The 19,979-nt window shown below is 43.0% G+C and carries 16 protein-coding genes and 1 pseudogene; 7 read left to right on the forward strand and 10 right to left on the reverse strand.

Annotated elements, in window-relative coordinates; all coding sequences use genetic code 11:
- Position 1 precedes the first annotated feature (1 nt).
- The gene (atpD, locus tag F909_RS01665; RefSeq protein ID WP_004801985.1) at positions 2-1,396 is read left to right on the forward strand and encodes a F0F1 ATP synthase subunit beta; all 1,395 of its coding nucleotides are present in this window, start codon (positions 2-4) and stop codon (positions 1,394-1,396) included.
- A gap of 27 nt (positions 1,397-1,423) precedes the next feature.
- Positions 1,424-1,843: a F0F1 ATP synthase subunit epsilon gene (locus tag F909_RS01660; protein ID WP_005154462.1), complete on the forward strand. Its 420-nt coding sequence runs from the start codon at positions 1,424-1,426 to the stop codon at positions 1,841-1,843.
- Between the two features lie 104 nt (positions 1,844-1,947).
- Here F909_RS01660 and F909_RS01655 read toward each other — a convergent pair whose 3' ends face one another.
- The 5 genes and pseudogenes from F909_RS01655 to F909_RS01635 form a co-directional block, all read right to left on the reverse strand.
- Positions 1,948-2,553 carry a hypothetical protein gene (locus tag F909_RS01655; RefSeq protein ID WP_005154464.1) on the reverse strand — a complete coding sequence of 202 codons (606 nt, stop codon included), beginning with the start codon at positions 2,551-2,553 and terminating at the stop codon, positions 1,948-1,950.
- Between the two features lie 172 nt (positions 2,554-2,725).
- On the reverse strand, positions 2,726-3,271 hold the full coding sequence (locus F909_RS01650; protein ID WP_004801991.1) for a glutathione peroxidase: 546 nt from the start codon (positions 3,269-3,271) through the stop codon (positions 2,726-2,728).
- A 118-nt stretch (positions 3,272-3,389) separates the two neighbouring features.
- Positions 3,390-4,163, reverse strand: a pseudogene (locus F909_RS01645) (AraC family transcriptional regulator).
- Positions 4,164-4,177: 14 nt separating this feature from the next.
- Complete coding sequence (locus tag F909_RS01640) at positions 4,178-5,392, reverse strand: MFS transporter (RefSeq protein ID WP_005154471.1); 1,215 nt, start codon at positions 5,390-5,392, stop codon at positions 4,178-4,180.
- Between the two features lie 260 nt (positions 5,393-5,652).
- The gene (locus tag F909_RS01635; protein ID WP_005154473.1) at positions 5,653-6,879 is read right to left on the reverse strand and encodes an MFS transporter; all 1,227 of its coding nucleotides are present in this window, start codon (positions 6,877-6,879) and stop codon (positions 5,653-5,655) included.
- A gap of 136 nt (positions 6,880-7,015) precedes the next feature.
- Between F909_RS01635 and F909_RS01630 the strand changes: the two genes are divergently transcribed.
- Both F909_RS01630 and F909_RS01625 read left to right on the forward strand, forming a co-directional pair.
- A complete protein-coding gene (locus F909_RS01630; protein WP_416202071.1) occupies positions 7,016-7,669 on the forward strand; it encodes a TetR/AcrR family transcriptional regulator in 654 nt (217 codons plus the stop codon).
- Between the two features lie 103 nt (positions 7,670-7,772).
- Positions 7,773-8,693, forward strand: a complete 921-nt coding sequence (locus tag F909_RS01625; protein WP_005154477.1) for a DMT family transporter — start codon at positions 7,773-7,775, stop codon at positions 8,691-8,693.
- Positions 8,694-9,087: 394 nt separating this feature from the next.
- On the opposite strand, the gene F909_RS01620 is transcribed toward F909_RS01625, so the two are convergent.
- Genes F909_RS01620 through F909_RS01610 form a run of 3 tightly spaced genes read right to left on the reverse strand, consistent with a single transcriptional unit; the run spans position 9,088 to position 11,983 of the window.
- Positions 9,088-9,657 (reverse strand): L-threonylcarbamoyladenylate synthase type 1 TsaC, encoded by a 570-nt coding sequence (locus tag F909_RS01620; RefSeq protein ID WP_005154479.1) that lies wholly within the window; start codon positions 9,655-9,657, stop codon positions 9,088-9,090.
- 36 nt (positions 9,658-9,693) lie between these two features.
- Positions 9,694-10,824, reverse strand: coding sequence for a DNA-processing protein DprA (gene dprA, locus F909_RS01615; RefSeq protein WP_005154482.1), 1,131 nt, complete (start codon positions 10,822-10,824; stop codon positions 9,694-9,696).
- A gap of 10 nt (positions 10,825-10,834) precedes the next feature.
- Positions 10,835-11,983 (reverse strand): LysM peptidoglycan-binding domain-containing protein, encoded by a 1,149-nt coding sequence (locus tag F909_RS01610; RefSeq protein WP_005154483.1) that lies wholly within the window; start codon positions 11,981-11,983, stop codon positions 10,835-10,837.
- Positions 11,984-12,107: 124 nt separating this feature from the next.
- Between F909_RS01610 and def the strand changes: the two genes are divergently transcribed.
- From def to F909_RS01595, 3 genes are all read left to right on the forward strand, one after another.
- Positions 12,108-12,638: a peptide deformylase gene (gene def, locus F909_RS01605; protein WP_005154485.1), complete on the forward strand. Its 531-nt coding sequence runs from the start codon at positions 12,108-12,110 to the stop codon at positions 12,636-12,638.
- Positions 12,639-12,657: 19 nt separating this feature from the next.
- On the forward strand, positions 12,658-13,095 hold the full coding sequence (locus F909_RS01600) for a DUF2946 family protein (protein WP_005154486.1): 438 nt from the start codon (positions 12,658-12,660) through the stop codon (positions 13,093-13,095).
- A 73-nt stretch (positions 13,096-13,168) separates the two neighbouring features.
- Positions 13,169-15,265 carry a TonB-dependent copper receptor gene (locus tag F909_RS01595; RefSeq protein ID WP_005154487.1) on the forward strand — a complete coding sequence of 699 codons (2,097 nt, stop codon included), beginning with the start codon at positions 13,169-13,171 and terminating at the stop codon, positions 15,263-15,265.
- Positions 15,266-15,313: 48 nt separating this feature from the next.
- Here F909_RS01595 and F909_RS01590 read toward each other — a convergent pair whose 3' ends face one another.
- A complete protein-coding gene (locus tag F909_RS01590; protein ID WP_005154491.1) occupies positions 15,314-16,075 on the reverse strand; it encodes a hypothetical protein in 762 nt (253 codons plus the stop codon).
- Between the two features lie 315 nt (positions 16,076-16,390).
- Entirely contained in the window at positions 16,391-19,885 is a 3,495-nt protein-coding gene (locus F909_RS01585; protein WP_171067367.1) for a hybrid sensor histidine kinase/response regulator, read from the reverse strand.
- Positions 19,886-19,979 lie beyond the last annotated feature (94 nt).

The raw sequence follows: 19,979 nt of genomic DNA on the forward strand, positions 1-19,979 counted from the left end.
AATGAGTAGCGGTCGTATCATTCAGATCATCGGCGCGGTTATCGACGTCGAGTTTGAACGTAATAGCGTTCCTAAGATCTATGAAGCTCTCCAAGTTGATGGTACTGAAACGACTTTGGAAGTTCAGCAACAGCTTGGTGATGGTGTAGTTCGTACCATCGCAATGGGTTCTACTGAAGGCCTTAAACGCGGTCTTAACGTGACTAGCACTGGCGCACCGATTTCTGTTCCAGTTGGCCCAGCTACGCTTGGTCGTATTATGGACGTTTTGGGTCGCCCAATTGATGAAGCGGGTCCTGTAGCGACTGAAGAGCGTTTGCCGATTCACCGTCAAGCACCTTCTTATGCTGAACAAGCAGCTTCTACTGATCTTTTAGAAACTGGTATCAAAGTCATCGACTTACTTTGCCCGTTTGCGAAAGGTGGTAAAGTTGGTTTATTCGGTGGTGCGGGTGTTGGTAAAACCGTTAACATGATGGAGTTGATCAACAACATCGCGAAAGCACACTCAGGTTTATCTGTGTTTGCTGGTGTTGGTGAGCGTACTCGTGAAGGTAACGACTTCTATCACGAAATGAAAGATTCTAACGTTCTTGACAAAGTAGCAATGGTCTACGGTCAGATGAATGAGCCACCAGGTAACCGTTTACGCGTAGCGTTGACTGGTTTGACTATGGCTGAATATTTCCGTGATCAAAAAGACGAAAACGGTAAAGGTCGTGACGTATTATTATTCGTCGACAACATCTACCGTTATACACTTGCAGGTACTGAAGTATCAGCATTGTTAGGTCGTATGCCATCTGCAGTAGGTTACCAACCAACACTTGCAGAAGAAATGGGTGTTCTTCAAGAGCGTATTACGTCTACTAAGTCTGGTTCGATCACGTCGATCCAAGCAGTATATGTACCTGCCGATGACTTAACAGATCCATCGCCTGCGACAACGTTTGCTCACTTAGATGCAACAGTTGTATTGAGCCGTGATATCGCATCTTCTGGTATTTACCCAGCGATCGATCCACTTGACTCAACTTCACGCCAGTTAGATCCATTGGTTGTTGGTGCTGAGCATTATGAAATTGCGCGTTCTGTACAGAACGTATTGCAACGTTATAAAGAGCTTAAAGACATCATCGCAATCTTGGGTATGGACGAGTTAGCAGAAGAAGATAAATTGGTTGTTTACCGTGCACGTAAAATCCAACGTTTCTTCTCTCAACCTTTCCACGTAGCTGAAGTGTTTACTGGTGCTCCTGGTAAATTAGTACCGCTTAAAGAAACGATTCGTGGCTTTAAAGGTCTATTAGCTGGTGAATACGATCACATCCCAGAACAAGCGTTCTATATGGTTGGTGGTATTGACGAAGTGATTGCTAAAGCAGAGAAACTTTAATTAGCAACTCTAATTTAGGAGGTTCTCATGGCGACTATGCAATGTGATGTCGTAAGTGTTAAAGAGTCAATTTACTCTGGTACAGTAACGATGTTAATCGCTAAAGGCGCGGGTGGTGAGCTTGGTATTTTGCCAGGACATGCACCACTTGTAACTTTGCTCCAACCAGGACCGATTCGTGTTCAGTTGGAAAATGGTACAGAAGAAATTGTTTATGTATCAGGCGGTGTGTTAGAAGTTCAACCTCACGTTGTTACGGTTCTTGCAGATACTGCAATCCGTGCTGACAATTTGGATGAAGCTGCAATTATGGAAGCTCGTAAACAAGCTGAACAATTGTTAGCAAATCAAAAGAGTGATTTGGACTCGGCTGCTGCTCTTGCTGCGCTTGCAGAAACTGCTGCTCAGCTTGAAACGATCCGTAAGATGAAGAACCGCGCACTGTAAATTGCAGGTTTGACATTCAAAAAAAGCCACCGAAAGGTGGCTTTTTTTATATCAATAATATATAGAACATCAAGTTTGAATCATTGGGACAAAAACTGCCACAATTAACTTGCGGGTTGTTCGGTCTCTGCTTTATTTCCCAACACTAAAGTTGCCAGTTTCACCATATCCATTTGAATCGTATTAAACTGCTTTTCTATCTTGGCAAAATCAATTTTTGAAAGATCGGTTTGACCATGCAATAGCGGCATATTCAGCAACTGTTGATTTGCGCTCAATAAGCTTTGGCGAATTTGATCTACTTCCGTACTTTTTAAATTGAGTGCCAGCAAGGCATCATGTAAACCATTCAACTCTTGGCTTAATGTAGCAGTGGTACTTTGTAAAGTTTGGACATTTTTATCTTGAATCGCTTGTTGAAGGTTGGTTTGTGATTGCTTGAGCAGAGTGACGTAGTCATCTGTCTCGATTTGTAATTTAGCGATATCACGGGCGATGTTCAACATATTGCCACGACTTAAGCTTTGGGTGTCCTGAGTGACGGTTGTTGCACTTTCTTCATTTTCAGAAGTTGTGCTTGTCTGTTCAAACGCAGTTGTTTGCTCAGTTTGTTCATTATCTTGGGGGACTTGGTCACAGCCAGTGAGCGTTAGTGCCGCCGCAAGTGTAGATACAGAAAGAATGGCTTTGAGAGATAGATTTTCCATCATGGCTGAACGACACCAGATTATAAGAAGATGGTCACTATAATGAGAAAGTGTGGAGAAAGAAGTGATTTTTGCAATTCAGCAACAGTTTGATGAAAGCAGAGGGGTGAATAAAGTTCTAAGTTCTGGATAGAAAAGAGCAGATCAACTGCTCTTTTCTATTGGTTTCTCTAACTTATTTCGCTAATTCTGCTTCAATTGCGCTGACAATACGCTCGTCATCCGCAGTAATATCTGGTGCAAAACGAGCAACAATTTCACCATTCTTATTCACTAAGAATTTTTCAAAATTCCATAACACTTCTGGTGGGTTATTCGGTGTTAAACCATAATCGACTAAGTCTTTCCACCATGGACCTTCACCTTGACGTTCTGGAATTGCTTGGGTCAGGGTTTGATATAAGGCATGTTTATCTTCTCCCGCAACAGAGATTTTTGCAAACAGAGGGAAATGCACATCATAGTTCAGTGAGCAGAACTGCTGGATTTCATCATTTGATCCTGGCTCTTGTTCTAAGAAGTTATTCGCAGGAAAACCAAGAATTTCTAAGCCTTGATCTTTTTTGGCTTGATAAAGTTTTTCCAGACCTTCGTATTGCGGTGTTAAACCACATTTTGATGCAACGTTGACGATCAAAAGGACTTTGCCTTGATATTGATCTAGATCGACTTCTTGACCTTTAATGTCTTTAACAGGAATGTGATAAACCGATTGGCTCATGGAATACGTCCTAATTTGTTGTTGTAACAATACCCGTTTGTTTTAACTGCTATTGCAGCAGAGTGCAATGCTCTTGATATGAATCCATACAAATAATTAGAAAAACCAAGCCTTTATTTCAGAGGGAAGCATTCTTAAGTTGAATGGGGGTTTGTCCAGTATAGCGCTTAAAGAACTCAATAAAGCTGGAGCTGTGGTGATAACCCAAAGCAAAGGCCAACTGTTTAATGGTCATACCTTGGCGAATTTGGTTGATGGCAAAAATAATCTTGGCGCGATTGCGCCATTCTGACAGCGATAGTTGTAACTCTTGCTGGCTTAGACGTAGAACATGCCGCTCGCTCACCGTAAAGTTCTGTAATACCTGCTGTAGACTGCTATTAAATAATTCAGGATCAGACAACTTCTCTAAGATTGGCGACAAAATTGGATGGGTCGTTTGTGGCAAATAATGTGAATAAGTCGGTGCTTGTTTGAGCTGATCGAACAGCACTTGTAGCAGATGTTCGAGATATTCAGGGGCAGTAGCTTGTTTTTGTTGCTCTAAGATTTGTAGTACCAATGCCCGGAAGAAAGGCTCGATACTAAAACAACGACAAGTATTCCCTAAAAAATCACCAAACTTCGGGTGTAGGCGGATACAGATATAATGAATTTCATGCTCAACAGGGAGTGATTGATGTTCAGTTCGTGGCGGCAACCACAATCCATAACTCGGTGGCGATAGGTAGTATTTACCTTCAATATCAAACTCTAAAGTCCCATTCAAACTGAAATTGAAATCACCCTAAAGTGAAGAATGAGGTGTGACAATATCGTCTTTTTGATATAGAAATTCATGCACTTCTATACCGTGTAAAAAGGGAAATTGTTCAGCAACATCATGCTTCATTTGAGGGGCTCGTTTTAGTTTTCGTAGGTCACTTTAGGATTGTTTAAACCTTTGGCTAAAGTAAAAATACTAATCAAAGCTAAGGCAACAAAACTAATTACACCATAAATTAAGATATTTTCATTGAAATGATCAACCACATAACCACCGAGTAGTGAACCTGTCGCGATCATGACTTGGAACATGCCGACGAACAGAGGCATACCTTTTTCCACGGCATGAGGCGCATGCACAAACATCCAGATATTGGCTGAGGTAGGGAAAGCACCAAAAGCAAAACCCCATAAGGCGGTCAGTACAATAGCTCCAAACTCATGAACTGCAAAGATTGGGAAGCCAAAGAAGACGATTGCAAAACAGATCCCGACAAAGGCAAGAGTGTAGCGTACATTCAAATTGCCACTATAGCCTGCAAAGGCATTACCAAAAATACCTGCAATACCATAAAGCAGAAGCAATGAGCTAATGGTGGTTCCGTTAAAACCTGCAATATTTTTAAAGAATGGCGCCAAGTAACTATAAGCACAGAAGTGAGCAAGACCAATCAGTAACACGATCAACATACCGCTACGTGCTTTGGGCGTACGCAATAATGCAGGTAAATCGTGTAAATGAATGGCAGAGTCAGGTTTTAGTTTGGGTAAGAAAATGACTTGTAGAACCAAAACCAGCAGTCCAATCACCGCAGTAATGCCGAATGCACTTCGCCAACCATAGAATTCACTGAGCCATGTTCCGATTGGAACGCCTAGGACGGTTGCAAAAGTAACACCTGCCATCACAATTGCAGTGGCTTTGGCGATAGGTAAATGTGGTGGTGCAAGCTTGCCACTGAGCGCGATTGCTGTTGCCCAGAATCCACCAATTGAAATTCCAAGTACTAGACGGCTGAGTAATAACACATTGAAGTTATCGGCAAATGCCGTAATGGTGTTGGCAATGACCATAATTGCAGTAAGTAAGATCAATACATAACGACGATCAAGCTGTTTAACCCAAATGGGTAATAGTGGTGCAGCAATTGCTGCCATCACACCAGGCAAGGTAATGATTAAACCTGCGGTCCCGACAGAAATATTTAAGTCCGCTGCGACACTATTCAGTACGCCTACAGGCAAGAATTCGCTGGTCACCAATGCAAAAGCACCAATCGCGACAGCTAAAATTGCATACCAACTACCTTGCGTGGTTTCGATGGGTCGTGCATCTGAGGAAGTGGATTGTTCCATGTGAATTTCCTTATTTGTCAGTAATTTGACAAAAGGGTTAAGAATAAATGAATTTTTTATAACGATCGTTATAAAATAAAATAGTGGATAAATGCAAAGTCGTCAATTAATTTAATAGTGATCGTTATAAAAATATTTGTAAGGCTTATGATAAATATGCATAGCTTGGGAAAGTCGTGCGGAAAAGGAAATAAATCAATAGAGTCGCCTTAACGGGTTGTGTAGAGGCGACCAGTCATAATGTAGTATTATCTCTGCATCTATTGTTGCTTTTGATCATGGATTTTAGGGTTGTTTAGGCCACGCGCCAGTGTAAAAATCAATATTAAAGAGCAGAGTACCAATGGCAGCATGGCGAAAAATAAGATCGTACCATTAAAATAATCAACGATAATGCCGCCAAACATACTGCCCAACGCAATCAAGATTAAAAAGGTCAATGTCACCATTGGCATGCCTTTTTCAACTGCTTCAGGCGCATGCGTAAACATCCAGATGTTGACCGCTGTTGGGATAATTCCATAAGCGAAGCCCCATAAAGCAGTCAATATGATTGCAGAGACGACATGTGTTCCAGACAGTGGGAGGCAGAGAAAGGCAAAGAAGAAGGTGATACCACTGACTGCAAAGGTATAACGGATATTCTTCTGACCAAGGTAGCCCGCAAAAATATTACCAAAAATCCCTGCAATACCATAGACCAGCAGTAAACGACTAATCAGACCATCAGAGAAGTCTAGTTGATGCTTAAAAAAGGCAGAAAAATAACTATAAGCCGCAAAATGTGCAAAGCCCATAAAAATAAAGATAATGAGACCTTTACGCGCTGCAGAATGTTGTAACAGGATCGGGAGTTCTTTCCAACGCAATGAAGAGGCGGGTTTGAGTTGAGGTAGATAAAGATACTGGAATATAAACAGTAACACGCCCATCAAAGAAATTGCGGTGAAAGAGGTCTGCCAGCCATTATACTGAGCTAACCATGTACCCATCGGGACACCCAATACACTGGCCAAGGTGACGCCGAAGGCCACCCAGGCCGTTGCCTTGGCAATGGGTAAATGTGGGGGGGCGAGTCGACCACTTAAGGCGACGGCAGTTGCCCAAAATCCTCCAACAGCAACACCCAAGATGATACGCCCGACCAAAAGTAGAATAAAATTTGGCGCAAATGCCGTGAGGAGATTCGCAACAATCATCAACAGGGTTAATATTAATAAAAGTGAACGCCGATCCAGTGTTTTAGCCGAAATTGGGATCAATACGGCGGCAAACATACCAACAATTGCGGTTAAAGAGACCGTTAGACCTGCCGTTCCAACTGAAATTTGAAAGTCTTGCGCGATTTCATTGAGCACACCAATGGCAAGAAACTCACCTGTGACCAACGCAAACGCGCTGAAGGTAACAGAGAGTAATGCGAGCCAGTTACCTTGTGAAAGGTTTGAGTCCAGAGAGCTGATGTCAGTCGGAGATGATTGTTCCATAAAAATTTCCTTTATTGTTATTTAGATAACAATAAAATTGAAATGAATAATTTTTTATAACGATCGATATAAAATAAAATAGTTGATTAAAGTTGCTGCGTCAATTAATTTGATAGTGATCGTTATGAAAATACCTGTGACTGTTATGACAAATGCACCTGATCCTCTGCCAACACCGTGTGATGACAGCTTGAAAAAAAAGCGTGGCCGTCCAAAGTGTTTTGACGAGCAGCAGGCTTTAGAAAAAGCCATGTTGTTATTTTGGGAGCATGGTTATGAAGCCACATCGATCAGTGATTTAACACAAGCACTAGAGCTGACTGCACCGAGCTTATATAGTAGCTTTGGTGATAAAGCTGGGCTGTTTTATAAATGCATTGATTATTATTTGGCACATGAAGCTTGTCCGATCGTTCCTATTTTTTTAGAAGCCAAAACCGCCAAAGTTGCATTTGAGCTTTATTTATATGACAACGTTAAACGTTTGGCTCAACCCAATAAACCAGCCGGTTGTATGTTGGTTGTTGCGACCATGAACTGCTCGGACAATGCCCAGGCGGTACAACACAATATTCTGGAAAAACGTTTGCAGACCAAGCAAAAACTCTTTGAACGTTTAGAGCAGGGAGTTGCCAACGGTGATTTGTCAGCAACAGCGCCTTTACAGGAAATGACAGACTTCTATGCAACGGTTGTGCAGGGTCTGACCATCCAGGCACGAGATGGGGCAACGGTTGAGCAACTGCATAAGGTGGTTGAACACGCGATGCGCGCATGGGAGCTGTTCTAAGCCACGATGTCGTGACTGCGATATAAATGTCTGAAATACGATATTTCAATTATTTTGGACATCTTCCACAATACTCTCATTGCTGAGATATGGTGAGAAAATGATGGGTCAGTTGAGTAAGTACCAAAAATGGGCCTTCGTATTGCCCTTGATTGCGGTATTGATTTGGTCGTTGAATATTGCGGTGACACGTTATGTGGCGGACTATATTTCGCCTGTCAGTATTAGTTTTTATCGCTGGTTGGTTGCCTTTCTTGTTTTAACGCCGTTTATGTTGCCGAAAGTGTGGCAGCAGCGTGATTTAATTCGTCCATTCATTCCTAAATTAGCAGTGCTCAGTGCTTTTGGTATGGTGTTGTACCAAGGTCTATCTTATACCGCCGCGCACTATACCACTGCGACCAATATGGGTATTGTGAATGCCTTTGTGCCAATTTTTACCATCTTTATTTCTTATTTTATTTTAAAAGACGCACCAAATCGTTTTGCTATTTTTGGTAGTCTCTTATCTTTTGCAGGCTTGATTTATGTGATGAGTCAAGGTCACCTCTCCAACCTACTTGATCAAGGTGGGCATTGGGGCGACGCAGTCATGGTATTGGCTGTGGGTTTCTATGCATTTTATGGCGTGTTTTTGAAGAAATGGCAATTGCAGCTTCCTCTAATGAGCAGCTTGTATGTACAAATCGGTTTTGCGTTGTTGTATCACGTCCCATTCTTACTCTGGTTTGGTCTAGATGGAATTAATGCACAGAATGCAGCGAGTGTTCTTTATGCCGGCATGTTCCCTTCGTTGATCGCACCGTTATTATGGATGGTGGCAGTACAGGCCATTGGCCCAAACCGGACCAGTATTTTTATGAACTTAATGCCTGTATTCACTGCGATTATTGCCAGTTTTTGGTTGTCAGAACACTGGACCATTTACCATACCATTGGCGGTCTGATGATCTTGATGGGGATTATTATGGCGCAGAAAAAAACGGTTAAAGTATCAGTTCCATTGGCTGAATCTGCTTCTTAAATGTGAAAATGGGTGGTGTGTTTGTTTAAAATAACAACAAACGCACCAAAAATATTTTTTCATGACTGTGCTTTCTATATGATTTGCAAATATATTTTTAAGATTTACTAAATTTATGATCAAAAAAAAGCTGAATAAAAATATCAATATAATTTTATTGGAAATAAGGAAGTGACAAAATTGGTACGCTTTTCACACTTTTTGTTAGATAAATAATATATTTGTATAAATGGGACGATTCCCTCATAATACCAACCACAGCAAGATGATTCATTTTTAGAATGAATAAGTTGCTCACCAAATTTACGAACCCTCTGGATGTGATTATACACATCCTTTTTATGCTCAGTTATCCCTATATAACTGAGCTTTTTTTTGTCTGCTATTCACCTAATTAAGCGCGAACAACTTCACCTGTGAGTGCATTCAAAATGCGACTTGGTTCTCGGCTCAATCCTAAATCGCCTTCGAGATAATTTAATTTATTGTCAAAATACCCCTGAGCATCTTCTAGACTATGGGCTGGAGTAAGACCTGCAGGGTTCGCACTGGTAGAGACGATAAAGCCACCAAATTGCTGGCAGAGTTGCATACACAGTGGATGCGTGGTCACTCGAACCGCAACCAAAGGATGCTGGCCTTTAATCCACGTTGGGATATGTTGATCAACGGGGAGTAACCAAGTGGTGGCCCGTTCTGTTGGAAGACGGTTTGACCAGCTGGCGATGACTTGCTGACGTAGATCAGCGTTTAAGCCTTGTAGTAAATGTTCGACTTGATCTAAATGCCCTGCCAATAAAATCACCCCTTTTTCAACGGGACGATGTTTTAGCTCTAAAATGTCTTGAAATGCTTGCTCATTAAATGGATCACAGCCCAATCCCCAAACGGCTTCTGTTGGATAAGCCAGAACTTGTCCTTGTTTTAAAAGTTGAGCTGCTTCAGAAATAGAGGAAGTAATCATGGGATGTATGTGAAAACAGGAGAGGGTGTGACTAGTTTAATGCATTGGGCGGCAACGTAAATAGCGTCCTGCTTGTTGCATGCATAAACCGAGTAATTCTAATTCCATCAATTGTGCAGTCAGCTCCGCAATCGGCATCGGGTGGCGTTGGATTAACTGATCTAAGTCTTGTCCGACCCAATCTAAAACTTGATAAAGTGCAATCAGATGATTGGGCAGGCTTGGAGGGGCGGCGGGTGCTTGTTCGGTGGTTTGTTGCTGGGTTTGCCATTGCGTTGGTAATGCAAGATCTTCGATGACTTGTTCGGGATGATCGACCAGAATCGCACCTTCTCGAATCAGTTGATGACAGCCTTGATGATGCTCACTATAAATATGTCCAGGAATTGCGAACACCATTTTACCTTGTGTTGCCGCTTCATTGGCCGTGATCAATGAACCACTTTTGAGTGCTGCTTCTACGACTAAGACACCGAGACTAAGGCCACTGACAATACGGTTACGCCTTGGAAAATGTTGCTGTAAGGGCATCGTGGTAGGTAGGAACTCGGTGACAATCGCACCAGATTGAACAATTTGTTGTGCCAGTTGGGTATGTTGTGATGGATAAACCGTATCTAAACCTGTGCCCGTAACGGCAATCGTACGCTGATGTGCCAAGCCACCTTGATGTGCGGCTTGATCAATCCCGTGTGCGAGTCCGCTACTAATATAAAAGCCTTTTTCACTTAGATAATAAGCAAAGTCATAGGCGACCTGTCGGCCATGTGGACTCGGTTTACGGCTGCCCACCATGGCAATTTGAGGTTGTAATAATGCTTGTGCCTGACCTTGTCCAAATAGAACCGGTGGACGATCTACATAAGGTAGCAGTTGAGTCGGGTAGCCAATATCATCAGGCGTTAAGATAAAGTCGCTATGTTTGCAAATCAACTGAATCTGTTGTTCAAATTGTTGTTGACCTTGGGGTATTTGGAATTCTGCTAAACGTTTTAAATGATTGGCATGTAAGCCAAGTTGAGACCATTCAGAGAGACGCTGTGGTAGCGTCGCTTGTTCACAATTGCCAAAATGTTGCTGAATTTTGGCAAAACTTGAGAGCGAATGTTGAACCAAGTACCACACCAACACTGTGTGATAGTGATGAGGCGATAGTTGATTCAACATAGGTGATTACTTAGTCATCGAGACGAGGTGGTTTAATATCTGAACCAATCTTGATTGGTAGCTCGCTCTCGAGTACATAGGCATAGCTGATTCGGTCGAAACTCTTAAAGATCATGACACTACCCAAATATTGCCCAGGGAGTTTTACCTGCTCTTTGGTCTTCGGATCTCGCACAACTTCGCCATCTTGGTAAATGCTGAACACTTGTCCCGTTTCTACACCATCGACGGTACCACGATCCACAGTGACGACACCATTTTTAGCTGCTGTACCAATTGATCCCATTACGCGAATGATTTTGCCACCATCTTTCACTTGATTGGCATCAATTGGATAGAACAACGTCGGTAACATGGCATCTTGTTCCGCCATGACGCGATCGCCACGACGAACCTCGCCATTATAGCTATCTGTCAGCTCCACTGTGGTGATGTCATTTTCGTTACGAATCGCAACACCTGAAGCGACTTGGGTTAGTTCAACGCCAAGAATCTGCTTTTTGCCATTTTCCAAGACAACATAAGGTTCGCCTTCACGGAATACACCGTAACGTTGACCATTTTCAAGTCCTTTACCGCGAACATAAACGCTTTGGCCTTTACCTGCGAGTACGCGGTTATCTGCTGTACCCAAAATATAAGGGGTATTGGCAATCGCATCTGCTGGCAGAACTGAAGTACGTTCTAGCCATTGTTGAATATGAGCCAATGGAATCACTGGAACACTATTATTCAATGCTTCGACACGAACTTGCGGACGTAAGTTTGAAGTATTGCCTGTATAGCGGCGGATGATACCGTCACAGCCATCACCTTCATCTTTACCGATTAAAGGTTTACCGTTCAAACTACACAGTAGTAAGCGATCCCCTGGATAAATCCAATGCGGATTTTTCACATGTTTATTGCTTGCCCAAATTTCTGGCCAGCGCCAAGGCTTATTTAAAAACTTACCTGAAATATCCCAAAGCGTATCGCCTTTTTTCACCACATAGACATGCGGTGCCCCCACTTTTACCGAAGGTGGGCTGACATTCGGGCTTGCTGCATGAGCAAAATTCACGCTCATACCCAATCCCGCACAAATCGCAGCGGCAATCAGTTGTTTTTTTAACCCCAAGGCATGAAATGAGTGTATGCCGTTTAAAACCTTTTTCATTATCATAATTCCTAAAAATTATGTGTGTAGTTGCGCTATAATAACGACTTTACACACAATTTTTTTTGATCAAGCATTCCCTTCAGTTGGTTTCCTGATCAATGGCTTAAGTGAGGACGACAGTATGGCCTTATTACCTATTCTAAGTTTTCCTGATTCCCGCCTTCGTACCATTGCCAAGCCAGTCGAAGAAGTCACTGATGATATTCGTCAGCTTGCAGCAGATATGTTTGAAACCATGTACGAGGCACCGGGTATAGGTTTAGCGGCAACTCAGGTTGATCATCATATTCAGCTTATTGTTATGGACATCTCTGAAGAGAAAAACCAACCGATGGTGTTCATTAACCCCAAAGTCACTCCACTGACCGAAGATACTCAGCCTTATGAAGAAGGCTGTCTCTCTGTGCCTCAAATATACGATAAAGTTGAGCGTCCGTCACGCGTAAAAATCGAGGCAATTAACCTTGAAGGTCAAGCATTTGTGTTAGAAGCTGACGAACTTCTCGCTGTTTGTATCCAACATGAAATGGATCACTTAAATGGCAAGCTTTTTGTTGATTATTTATCGCCATTAAAGCGCCAACGTGCCCGTGAAAAAGTGGAAAAATTGGTTCGCCAACGCGAAAAAGAAAAAGTTGCAGTCAAACGTTAAGCTTTAAAATCATTTAAAGATGTTTTCTTTGTTTCGTTGTGGCCTGCTACTTGCGTTAACCGCGGTCTGTTTACAGATTGCGGTTTTCTTGCAGCCGCTACTTCCGAAGCAATATCAAATCGCGCCTGTATGTGAAACGATTACTAAGGCGTTACTTTTGCCTCAAGCAGAAACAGCGCATAGTCACTCCGCACACAGGTCGCAGCATCATAGCCATCAACTTGAACAAACCCAAGTTTCGATGCCACAACATGACCATCACGATCTCAATCATCAATGTCAGTACTGTACGGTTTATGCCAATCTGGTATTGCCCCCTGAATTGGGTGTGAAAGAGGTGTTAGTCCGAATCCAAATCCGTTTGGTTGCTTATCAACAAGCGTTTAAGCATGTTTATTTTGCACTACAGCGGCTGTTCTTATTACCTCAAGGGCGAGCCCCACCACTCTTTGCATAAATTAAAACGTCAATTTCATTAGGGTTTTCAAAACTCTAGCTTAGTTTTACTTATGTTTTAAGAGAGACCAATCATGGCTCAACCTAAATTTTTATTACAACCGCTTACGGTTGCGATCCTTGCTGCCTCAAATACGGCACTGGTTTGGGCAAATCCAGTTGTACCAGTAGACAACTCACATGCGCATGTTGCACTTGCACCAATTGTTGTGACAGCACAGCAACCCAATGAGAGCAATGGTTTGGTGGTGCAAGCTGATCCTAAACAACCGATCCAACCAGTCCCTGCAACCGATGGGGCAGATTACTTACAAAGTATTATGGGCTTTAATGCCATTAAAAATGGCGGTACCAATGGTGATGTCACCTTCCGTGGCATGTTTGGTTCACGCATTAAAATGCTGGTCGATGGCAGTGAAAACCTTGGGGCATGTCCATCTCGAATGGATGCGCCAACCTCATATATTCAACCTGAAAGCTTTGACAAAATCACCGTCATTAAAGGGCCGCAAACAGTTCAATACGCCAATACGGGTTCAGCCGCAACAGTAATTTTTGAACGTGAACCTGAAAAATTAACGCAAGAAAAACTGTATCGTGGACAAGCAAGTGTGGTGATGGGCTCTTATGGGCGTCTTGACCATAATGTTGAAGCTGCCGTTGGTGATGAAACGAAATATGCGCGTTTAAATGCCAATCGTTCGGAAGCGGATAATTATAAAGACGGTGATGATCAATCCGTACATTCGAACTGGAAACGCTGGAATGCTGATTTGGCTTTGGGCTGGAAGCCGACAGATGATTCTTGGTTGGAGCTCCGTGCAGGTAAAGGTGATGGTGAAGCTGCCTATGCCGGTCGTGGTATGGACGGTTCACAATTTAAACGTGAAAGCTTAGGCCTACATGCTGAGCAGAAGAATCTGACGGATGTGATTAAGAAAGTCGAAGCACAAGTTGACTATAGCTATAACAATCACATCATGGATAATTTCCGTTTGCGTACACCACCAATGACAACCATGAAGATGCATGGCATGGACATGACGGTACCGAATAAAATGGAAATGGAAGTTGCTCGCCGTACTTTGAACACCCGTTTAGCGGTCACTACCGATTGGGACAAGTTCAGCGTCGTGTCTGGGATTGATACCCAGCACAACAAGCATGGTGGCAACATGATCATGTATGCCATGCCAAGCATGAACTCACCATTTAGCAATGATCTCAAATTCCAGTCTTATGGTGCGTTTAGTGAATGGACTTATAACACTGATGCGGATCAAAAATGGGTCGCTGGTGCGCGTGTGGATCAAGTTAAAATTGATAGTCTAGAAAATGGCAAAAGTCGTCGTAATACCAACCCAAGCGGTTTTATCCGTATCGAAAAAACCTTACCTGAACATGGGTTAAAAACCTATGCAGGTTTGGGCTATGTTGAACGTACTCCAGATTTTTGGGAACTCTATAGCACATCAACCGATCATGGTGTGGGTTCAACCGATATGATGGGTAAAACGACTTATCGTATGATTGATAACTTAGATAACCTGAAAAACGAACGTACTGCGCAGTTAGATGTAGGTTTTCAAGCGGAACATGGCGCATGGAATACATGGGCTTCTGCTTATGCAGGTTTAATTAAAGACTTTATCTTGTTGCAATACGGTGGATCAAATCAACGCTATCCTTTGGCGCGTAATGTGGATGCAACTATTGCTGGTGCAGAAGCAGGCGTTGGTTATCAATTTACAGATCATCTTCAAGCAGATGTTTCAACCATGTATGCATGGGGTAAAAATACCTCAGATGGTCGTGCTTTACCGCAGATTGCACCCTTAGAAGGACGTATTAATCTCCGTTATGTCGAAGAAAAATATAGCTTGGGTTTATTGTGGCGTACGGTCGCAAAACAAAATCGTGTCAGCCTGAATGAAGGGAATGTGGTTGGCTATGATATGAACCAAAGTAAAGCATTTAATACCCTAGCATTGAATGGCACATACAAATTAACAGATGCCGTTGATGTTTCTGTTGGTGTCGATAATGTTTTGGATAAAACCTATACTGAGCATCTCAATAAAGCAGGGGCTTCGATGTTTGGTTATGGTGCCAGTGAGCAGTTTAATAATATTGGACGAAACTACTGGATGCGCATGAGCATGAAGTTTTAAGCGATAAATAAAACAAGGTGGATCTATCCACCTTGTTTTATTTTGGGTTTAAGCCAAGCAGTCTTGTTTTGGCATTAAGCTATCGCAATACAATGGGTTTAAAGCGCATTGCAAATCATCAATCTGTTCTTGGGTGACATAACCTTTGGCTTTTAAGTATTCTGCCACGCGATCATCACGTAGACTCAAAAATGCCGCATCATAAACGCCTAAATCGACAAATAAAGCGGCGGTTTCCAAGCTATTAAAGTGATCTAGGAACACATCATTTTCATACATCAGGAAAATATGGGTGAGTACTGCATTGGCATCGACTTTTAAGCGTTGTGCCAATTGTTCAGGACGTGTTTTGATAAAAAGTAAATCTGATAGTTCATCAAACTGGGTTTTGTCTAATTGGTTTTCACCGCCTTTGGCATGTGCCAGCCATGCTTTGAAGACCAATACCGCACCGCCACGTAACAGCATACTCCAGATTTGATGACGTGTTTCATGATCAAGATGGGATGATTCTGTTTCGAGTGCGTTTAAAAAAGTCTCTTCTTGCTCTGCCAGTTTTTCAAATAAGCCCAGACCTTGTGGGTGATAAGCGGCAGGCGCAAACACATCAAAATTCAGTTGATCAAATACATTGAGTGCCAATGGAACAGCAGCTTGGTAAAGTGTATTCAGTGCGCGTAAATGTGTTTCATCCAGTTTGCTGTGCACAAAGATGGTTTGCCAGTCTAGTTCTGGTAAGAGGGCATTAGCACTGTATTGGCGATAAAACTGTTGTGAGCTATGGTCAGTTGAGGGATGACTGTTATTCATGATCAATGTCCTTTTTGACAATTTGTGATGAGAAACCTAAAAGGAGTCGATCTAGGTCTCTATTAACTTGATCAATTTATGCGGTATCAGGAAAACAAGTAGAATACGACTAAAGTTGTATATGTAATTTTAAGGGTGAAATTTAACAATAAAAACAAGTGCTTGTTAAATTGTAAGTAAGTGTACAAACGTTCACTAATGTAAGTGAACGTTTTTGCCATAGCCAATAATGATTTGAGCATTTTGGTCAATTCATAATCGAACAAATGGGATTGTTTTGATCATTTTGGCCTATGTTGCAAAATATTTTGCTAGTTATTGCATTGGCATGATTTTTAAACCAGATAGCCAAGCACGTAAGCCCGCAGGTTTGAGCGGCTTTCTTAACAACACAATATTTTGCTGTTTTAGATATTGCGGTAACTCTGGATCGGAATCTGCGGTAATCAGTGCTACTGGAATATGGGCCAGTCGGTGTTGTTCAATGAAGTCTAGACCACGTTGATCATGGTTCAAGTGCTGGTCGATGAGCCAAACTTGAATATCTTCTTGTTCGATCAGTTGTAGTGCTTGTTCAGGCTCGGTGGCTGTAAAAATCTGATAACCCCATTTACTCAATAAGGTCCGCATTCCTTCTAAAATGGTTTCATCATTGTCCAAACACAACACTTTATAGGCGGTATGTTGCAGTGCGGGGATATGCGGTGTTGTCATTTGAACTTTAGGTGCTTCCGCCAGCGGGACTTCGATCATGAAGCAAGAGCCTTTGCCCAGTTCAGAATAAACATGCACAGGAAAGTTCAGCAGGCTGGTCATACGTTGCACAATCGCTAGGCCTAAACCCAGTCCTTGTTCGCCCCAAGGTGAGGTATGCCCGCAACGTTCGAACTCCTGAAACAGTTTAACGCGTTGTTGTTCATTAATGCCAGGTCCAGTATCCCATACCCCGATACGAATATGGTTCGGGCGTTGTGCAGAACGTAATACCCCGACCACCACACGCCCTTGTGCCGTATAGCGCAATGCATTGCTAACAAAGTTCTGGATAATACGTCGCATCCATTGCGGATCGGTATCGACCCAGAATTTAGTATCGTGAACAGACAGATGAATATTACGTTGAGCAGCAATCGATTTGAACTGTAACTCCAGATCATTCAATAAATCATGCAGTGAATAGGCTTGGCGTTTGGGCTGAATGGTACCGCCTTCTAAACGGGCAATATCGAGTAGGGCAGAGAGCATACTTTCTGCACCGTAGAGTGCGCGATCCAATTGTTGCAAGGTTTGTTGATCTTCCGTTGAATGCACACTTTGCTCTAATGCAGTACTAAATAAACGGGCAGCATGCATGGGCTGTAATAAGTCATGACTGGCTGCAGCAAGGAAGCGGCTTTTCGATTGATTGGCTTTATCGGCTTGTTCTAGCGCGAGTTGTTGCTCGGTCAATGCATTGGCAAGTTGTTGAGTTCGATCACTGACACGTTCTTCCAACACCGCTTCATTTTCACGGAAGGCGGTAATATCGGCGAAAGTAGTGACAAAGCCACCGCCTTCGATCGGATTACCACGCATCTGGATGACCAGACCATCTTTACGAATCCGCTCGAATTCATGTGCACTCCCCACTTTCATCCAGTGTAGTCGTTTACGCACATGTTCTTCGACAGGGCCGGGACCACACTCGCCACGTTCAGCGTTATAGCGAATCAGATCTGCGATCGGACAGCCGACGTAGACCAGATCTTTAGGATAATCAAATAGTTTTAAATATTGGTTATTCCACGCTACTAGACACATATTTTTATCCACCACACTGACGCCTTGGGTCATATGGTCGATCATGGTCATGAGTAGATTCTGGTTAAAACGCTGCCATTGTGAGGCTTGGTCGAGAATATTGGCGACTTGTCCGAGTGCCAGACCATTGTTAATCATGGCGGTGGTCAGCAATGTGCGGGCAGAAGCGGCACCAATAATACCTGCCAGATACTGTTCAGTGAAACGCCACCACATACCATTGGCAACATGATTTTCATTTAACACCACATGGTTTTGTTCACAAAACTGTTGGAAGGCTTGCATGGTTGGCTTATCGCCTGTCACACGTTTAGCCAATGCCAATAAGTCACCGACTTTCAGGCGTGCGGCATTCAAGTGTAGATCAGTTAGATCGGTATTGGATTGAGCCGATGGCAGTGGCTTACTTTCATAATAGAAAAAGCTCTCCGCTTGAATTTGCTCTGCCACACTTGGACGATACAAACGAGACACCCAGATATAGAGCACTACGTTGAGACCCAGTGACCACAATACACCATGGGTAAGTGGGGCAAATGATTCAAATCCAAGCAAAGCTTCTGGACGTAGGCCATTAATATCAAAGGGTCCAAACAGTAATAGATGTTGTGCAAATTCTTGATAATGATCAGGCAAGCTACGTAATACTGTTGGAAATAGAAGTGTATAACTCCACATCGCAAAACCCATCAGTAAGCCCACATAGACCCCTTGACGACTTGCACCACGCCAGTATAGCCCACCGATCAAGGCTGGAGAGAATTGTGCGACAGCACTGAAAGCCAATAAGCCAAATACAGACAGTTGATTGATATCATTAAAAAAATGGAAGAATAAGAAGCCCAGTAGCATCACACTGACGATACTAATGCGACGTGTCAATTTGAGCACGCGAGGTAAATGCTGGTCATGCCGAGAAATGATTTTAAAGCGCCATAATGCGGGCATGATCAGGTCATTACTGAGCATAATTGACAATGCCACTGAGGCAACCAAAAGCATGCCAGTCGAAGCTGAAAAGCCTCCCAAAAAGGCCAATAAAGCCAACCAATCCTGTTGATAGCTCATCGGTAAGGCCAATACCGCAATGTCTGGTGTCCCTAGCGATTCGGGTAAAGAATGGAGTGCCCAGCTGGCAATCGGAATGATTGCAATCACGGTGAGAATGAGATAGGCCGCGAACCAGCGTCGTGCGCCACGAATATGCTTTTCATCCCGTAATTCCACCACCGCCACATGAAATTGACGCGGCAAGCAAATCATGGCCAAGCCGGCGAGCAACGTTTGTACCCAAAAGGTTTCAGGCACACCGAACTGTTGCAGGTCATGGAAATGCTGGTTAACGTCGCTGCTGACTTGTTTGATATTGTCAGGTGATTGTAATAAGAAAAAAGCAGCGACACAGAGTAAAGCAAATAGTTTAACAAAGGATTCAAAGGCGACGGCCAACATTAAACCGCCGTGTTGTTCGGTATGAGCAATATGACGGGTACCAAAAATCATCGCCAAAATTGCCAGCACCGCAGTCAGCACTAACACACTATTGGTGGTGGTATGGATATGGGCGTTCTGCTCAAGAATGACGGATGCACTGAGGGCAATGGCACGCAGTTGCAACGCTAGATATGGCACGATCGCAATCACGGCAAGAATGGTCACCAGTGCTGCCAAGCTACCACTTTTGCCATAACGCGCTGCGACAAAATCGGCAATTGAAGAAATGGCATGATGTTGGCGAATCCGACCTAAGCGCTTCCAGATGTCATAACCAAACCAGATGAACAGCAAGGGACCGAGATAAATCGGTAGAAAAATAACCCCCTGACGTACCGCAGCACCTGTTGCACCGTAAAAGGTCCATGATGAGCAATACACACCTAAAGTCAAACTAAACAGTAGCATACGACCGCGTGTACTTAAACGGCTGGCATGCTTTTCGCCAAAAAAAGCACAGCCGAATAACAGCACAATGTACAGGGCTAGTACCCCAAGAATAAGCCAACTGTTCATATTGCTCACGTGATCAACTTCCATTTTTTATCATACCCGAAGCACAGGTATAGCAATGAGTAGAGATTGTCATTTAGAGACCAAAGTCTAAGTT

It is taken from the genome of Acinetobacter sp. ANC 3929 (assembly GCF_000369405.1).
Taxonomy (GTDB): domain Bacteria; phylum Pseudomonadota; class Gammaproteobacteria; order Pseudomonadales; family Moraxellaceae; genus Acinetobacter.

Excerpts from the sequence above, each read along its gene's own strand:
- F909_RS01585 (WP_171067367.1), bottom strand. The coding sequence starts at position 19,885 with ATGAACAGTTGGCTTATTCTTGGGGTACTAGCCCTGTACATTGTGCTG.
- F909_RS01635 (WP_005154473.1), bottom strand. The coding sequence starts at position 6,879 with ATGGAACAATCATCTCCGACTGACATCAGCTCTCTGGACTCAAACCTT.
- F909_RS01640 (WP_005154471.1), bottom strand. The coding sequence starts at position 5,392 with ATGGAACAATCCACTTCCTCAGATGCACGACCCATCGAAACCACGCAA.
- F909_RS01590 (WP_005154491.1), bottom strand. The coding sequence starts at position 16,075 with ATGAATAACAGTCATCCCTCAACTGACCATAGCTCACAACAGTTTTAT.
- atpD (WP_004801985.1), top strand. The coding sequence starts at position 2 with ATGAGTAGCGGTCGTATCATTCAGATCATCGGCGCGGTTATCGACGTC.
- F909_RS01660 (WP_005154462.1), top strand. The coding sequence starts at position 1,424 with ATGGCGACTATGCAATGTGATGTCGTAAGTGTTAAAGAGTCAATTTAC.
- dprA (WP_005154482.1), bottom strand. The coding sequence starts at position 10,824 with ATGTTGAATCAACTATCGCCTCATCACTATCACACAGTGTTGGTGTGG.
- F909_RS01625 (WP_005154477.1), top strand. The coding sequence starts at position 7,773 with ATGGGTCAGTTGAGTAAGTACCAAAAATGGGCCTTCGTATTGCCCTTG.
- def (WP_005154485.1), top strand. The coding sequence starts at position 12,108 with ATGGCCTTATTACCTATTCTAAGTTTTCCTGATTCCCGCCTTCGTACC.
- F909_RS01610 (WP_005154483.1), bottom strand. The coding sequence starts at position 11,983 with ATGAAAAAGGTTTTAAACGGCATACACTCATTTCATGCCTTGGGGTTA.
- F909_RS01650 (WP_004801991.1), bottom strand. The coding sequence starts at position 3,271 with ATGAGCCAATCGGTTTATCACATTCCTGTTAAAGACATTAAAGGTCAA.
- F909_RS01620 (WP_005154479.1), bottom strand. The coding sequence starts at position 9,657 with ATGATTACTTCCTCTATTTCTGAAGCAGCTCAACTTTTAAAACAAGGA.
- F909_RS01655 (WP_005154464.1), bottom strand. The coding sequence starts at position 2,553 with ATGATGGAAAATCTATCTCTCAAAGCCATTCTTTCTGTATCTACACTT.
- F909_RS01600 (WP_005154486.1), top strand. The coding sequence starts at position 12,658 with ATGTTTTCTTTGTTTCGTTGTGGCCTGCTACTTGCGTTAACCGCGGTC.
- F909_RS01595 (WP_005154487.1), top strand. The coding sequence starts at position 13,169 with ATGGCTCAACCTAAATTTTTATTACAACCGCTTACGGTTGCGATCCTT.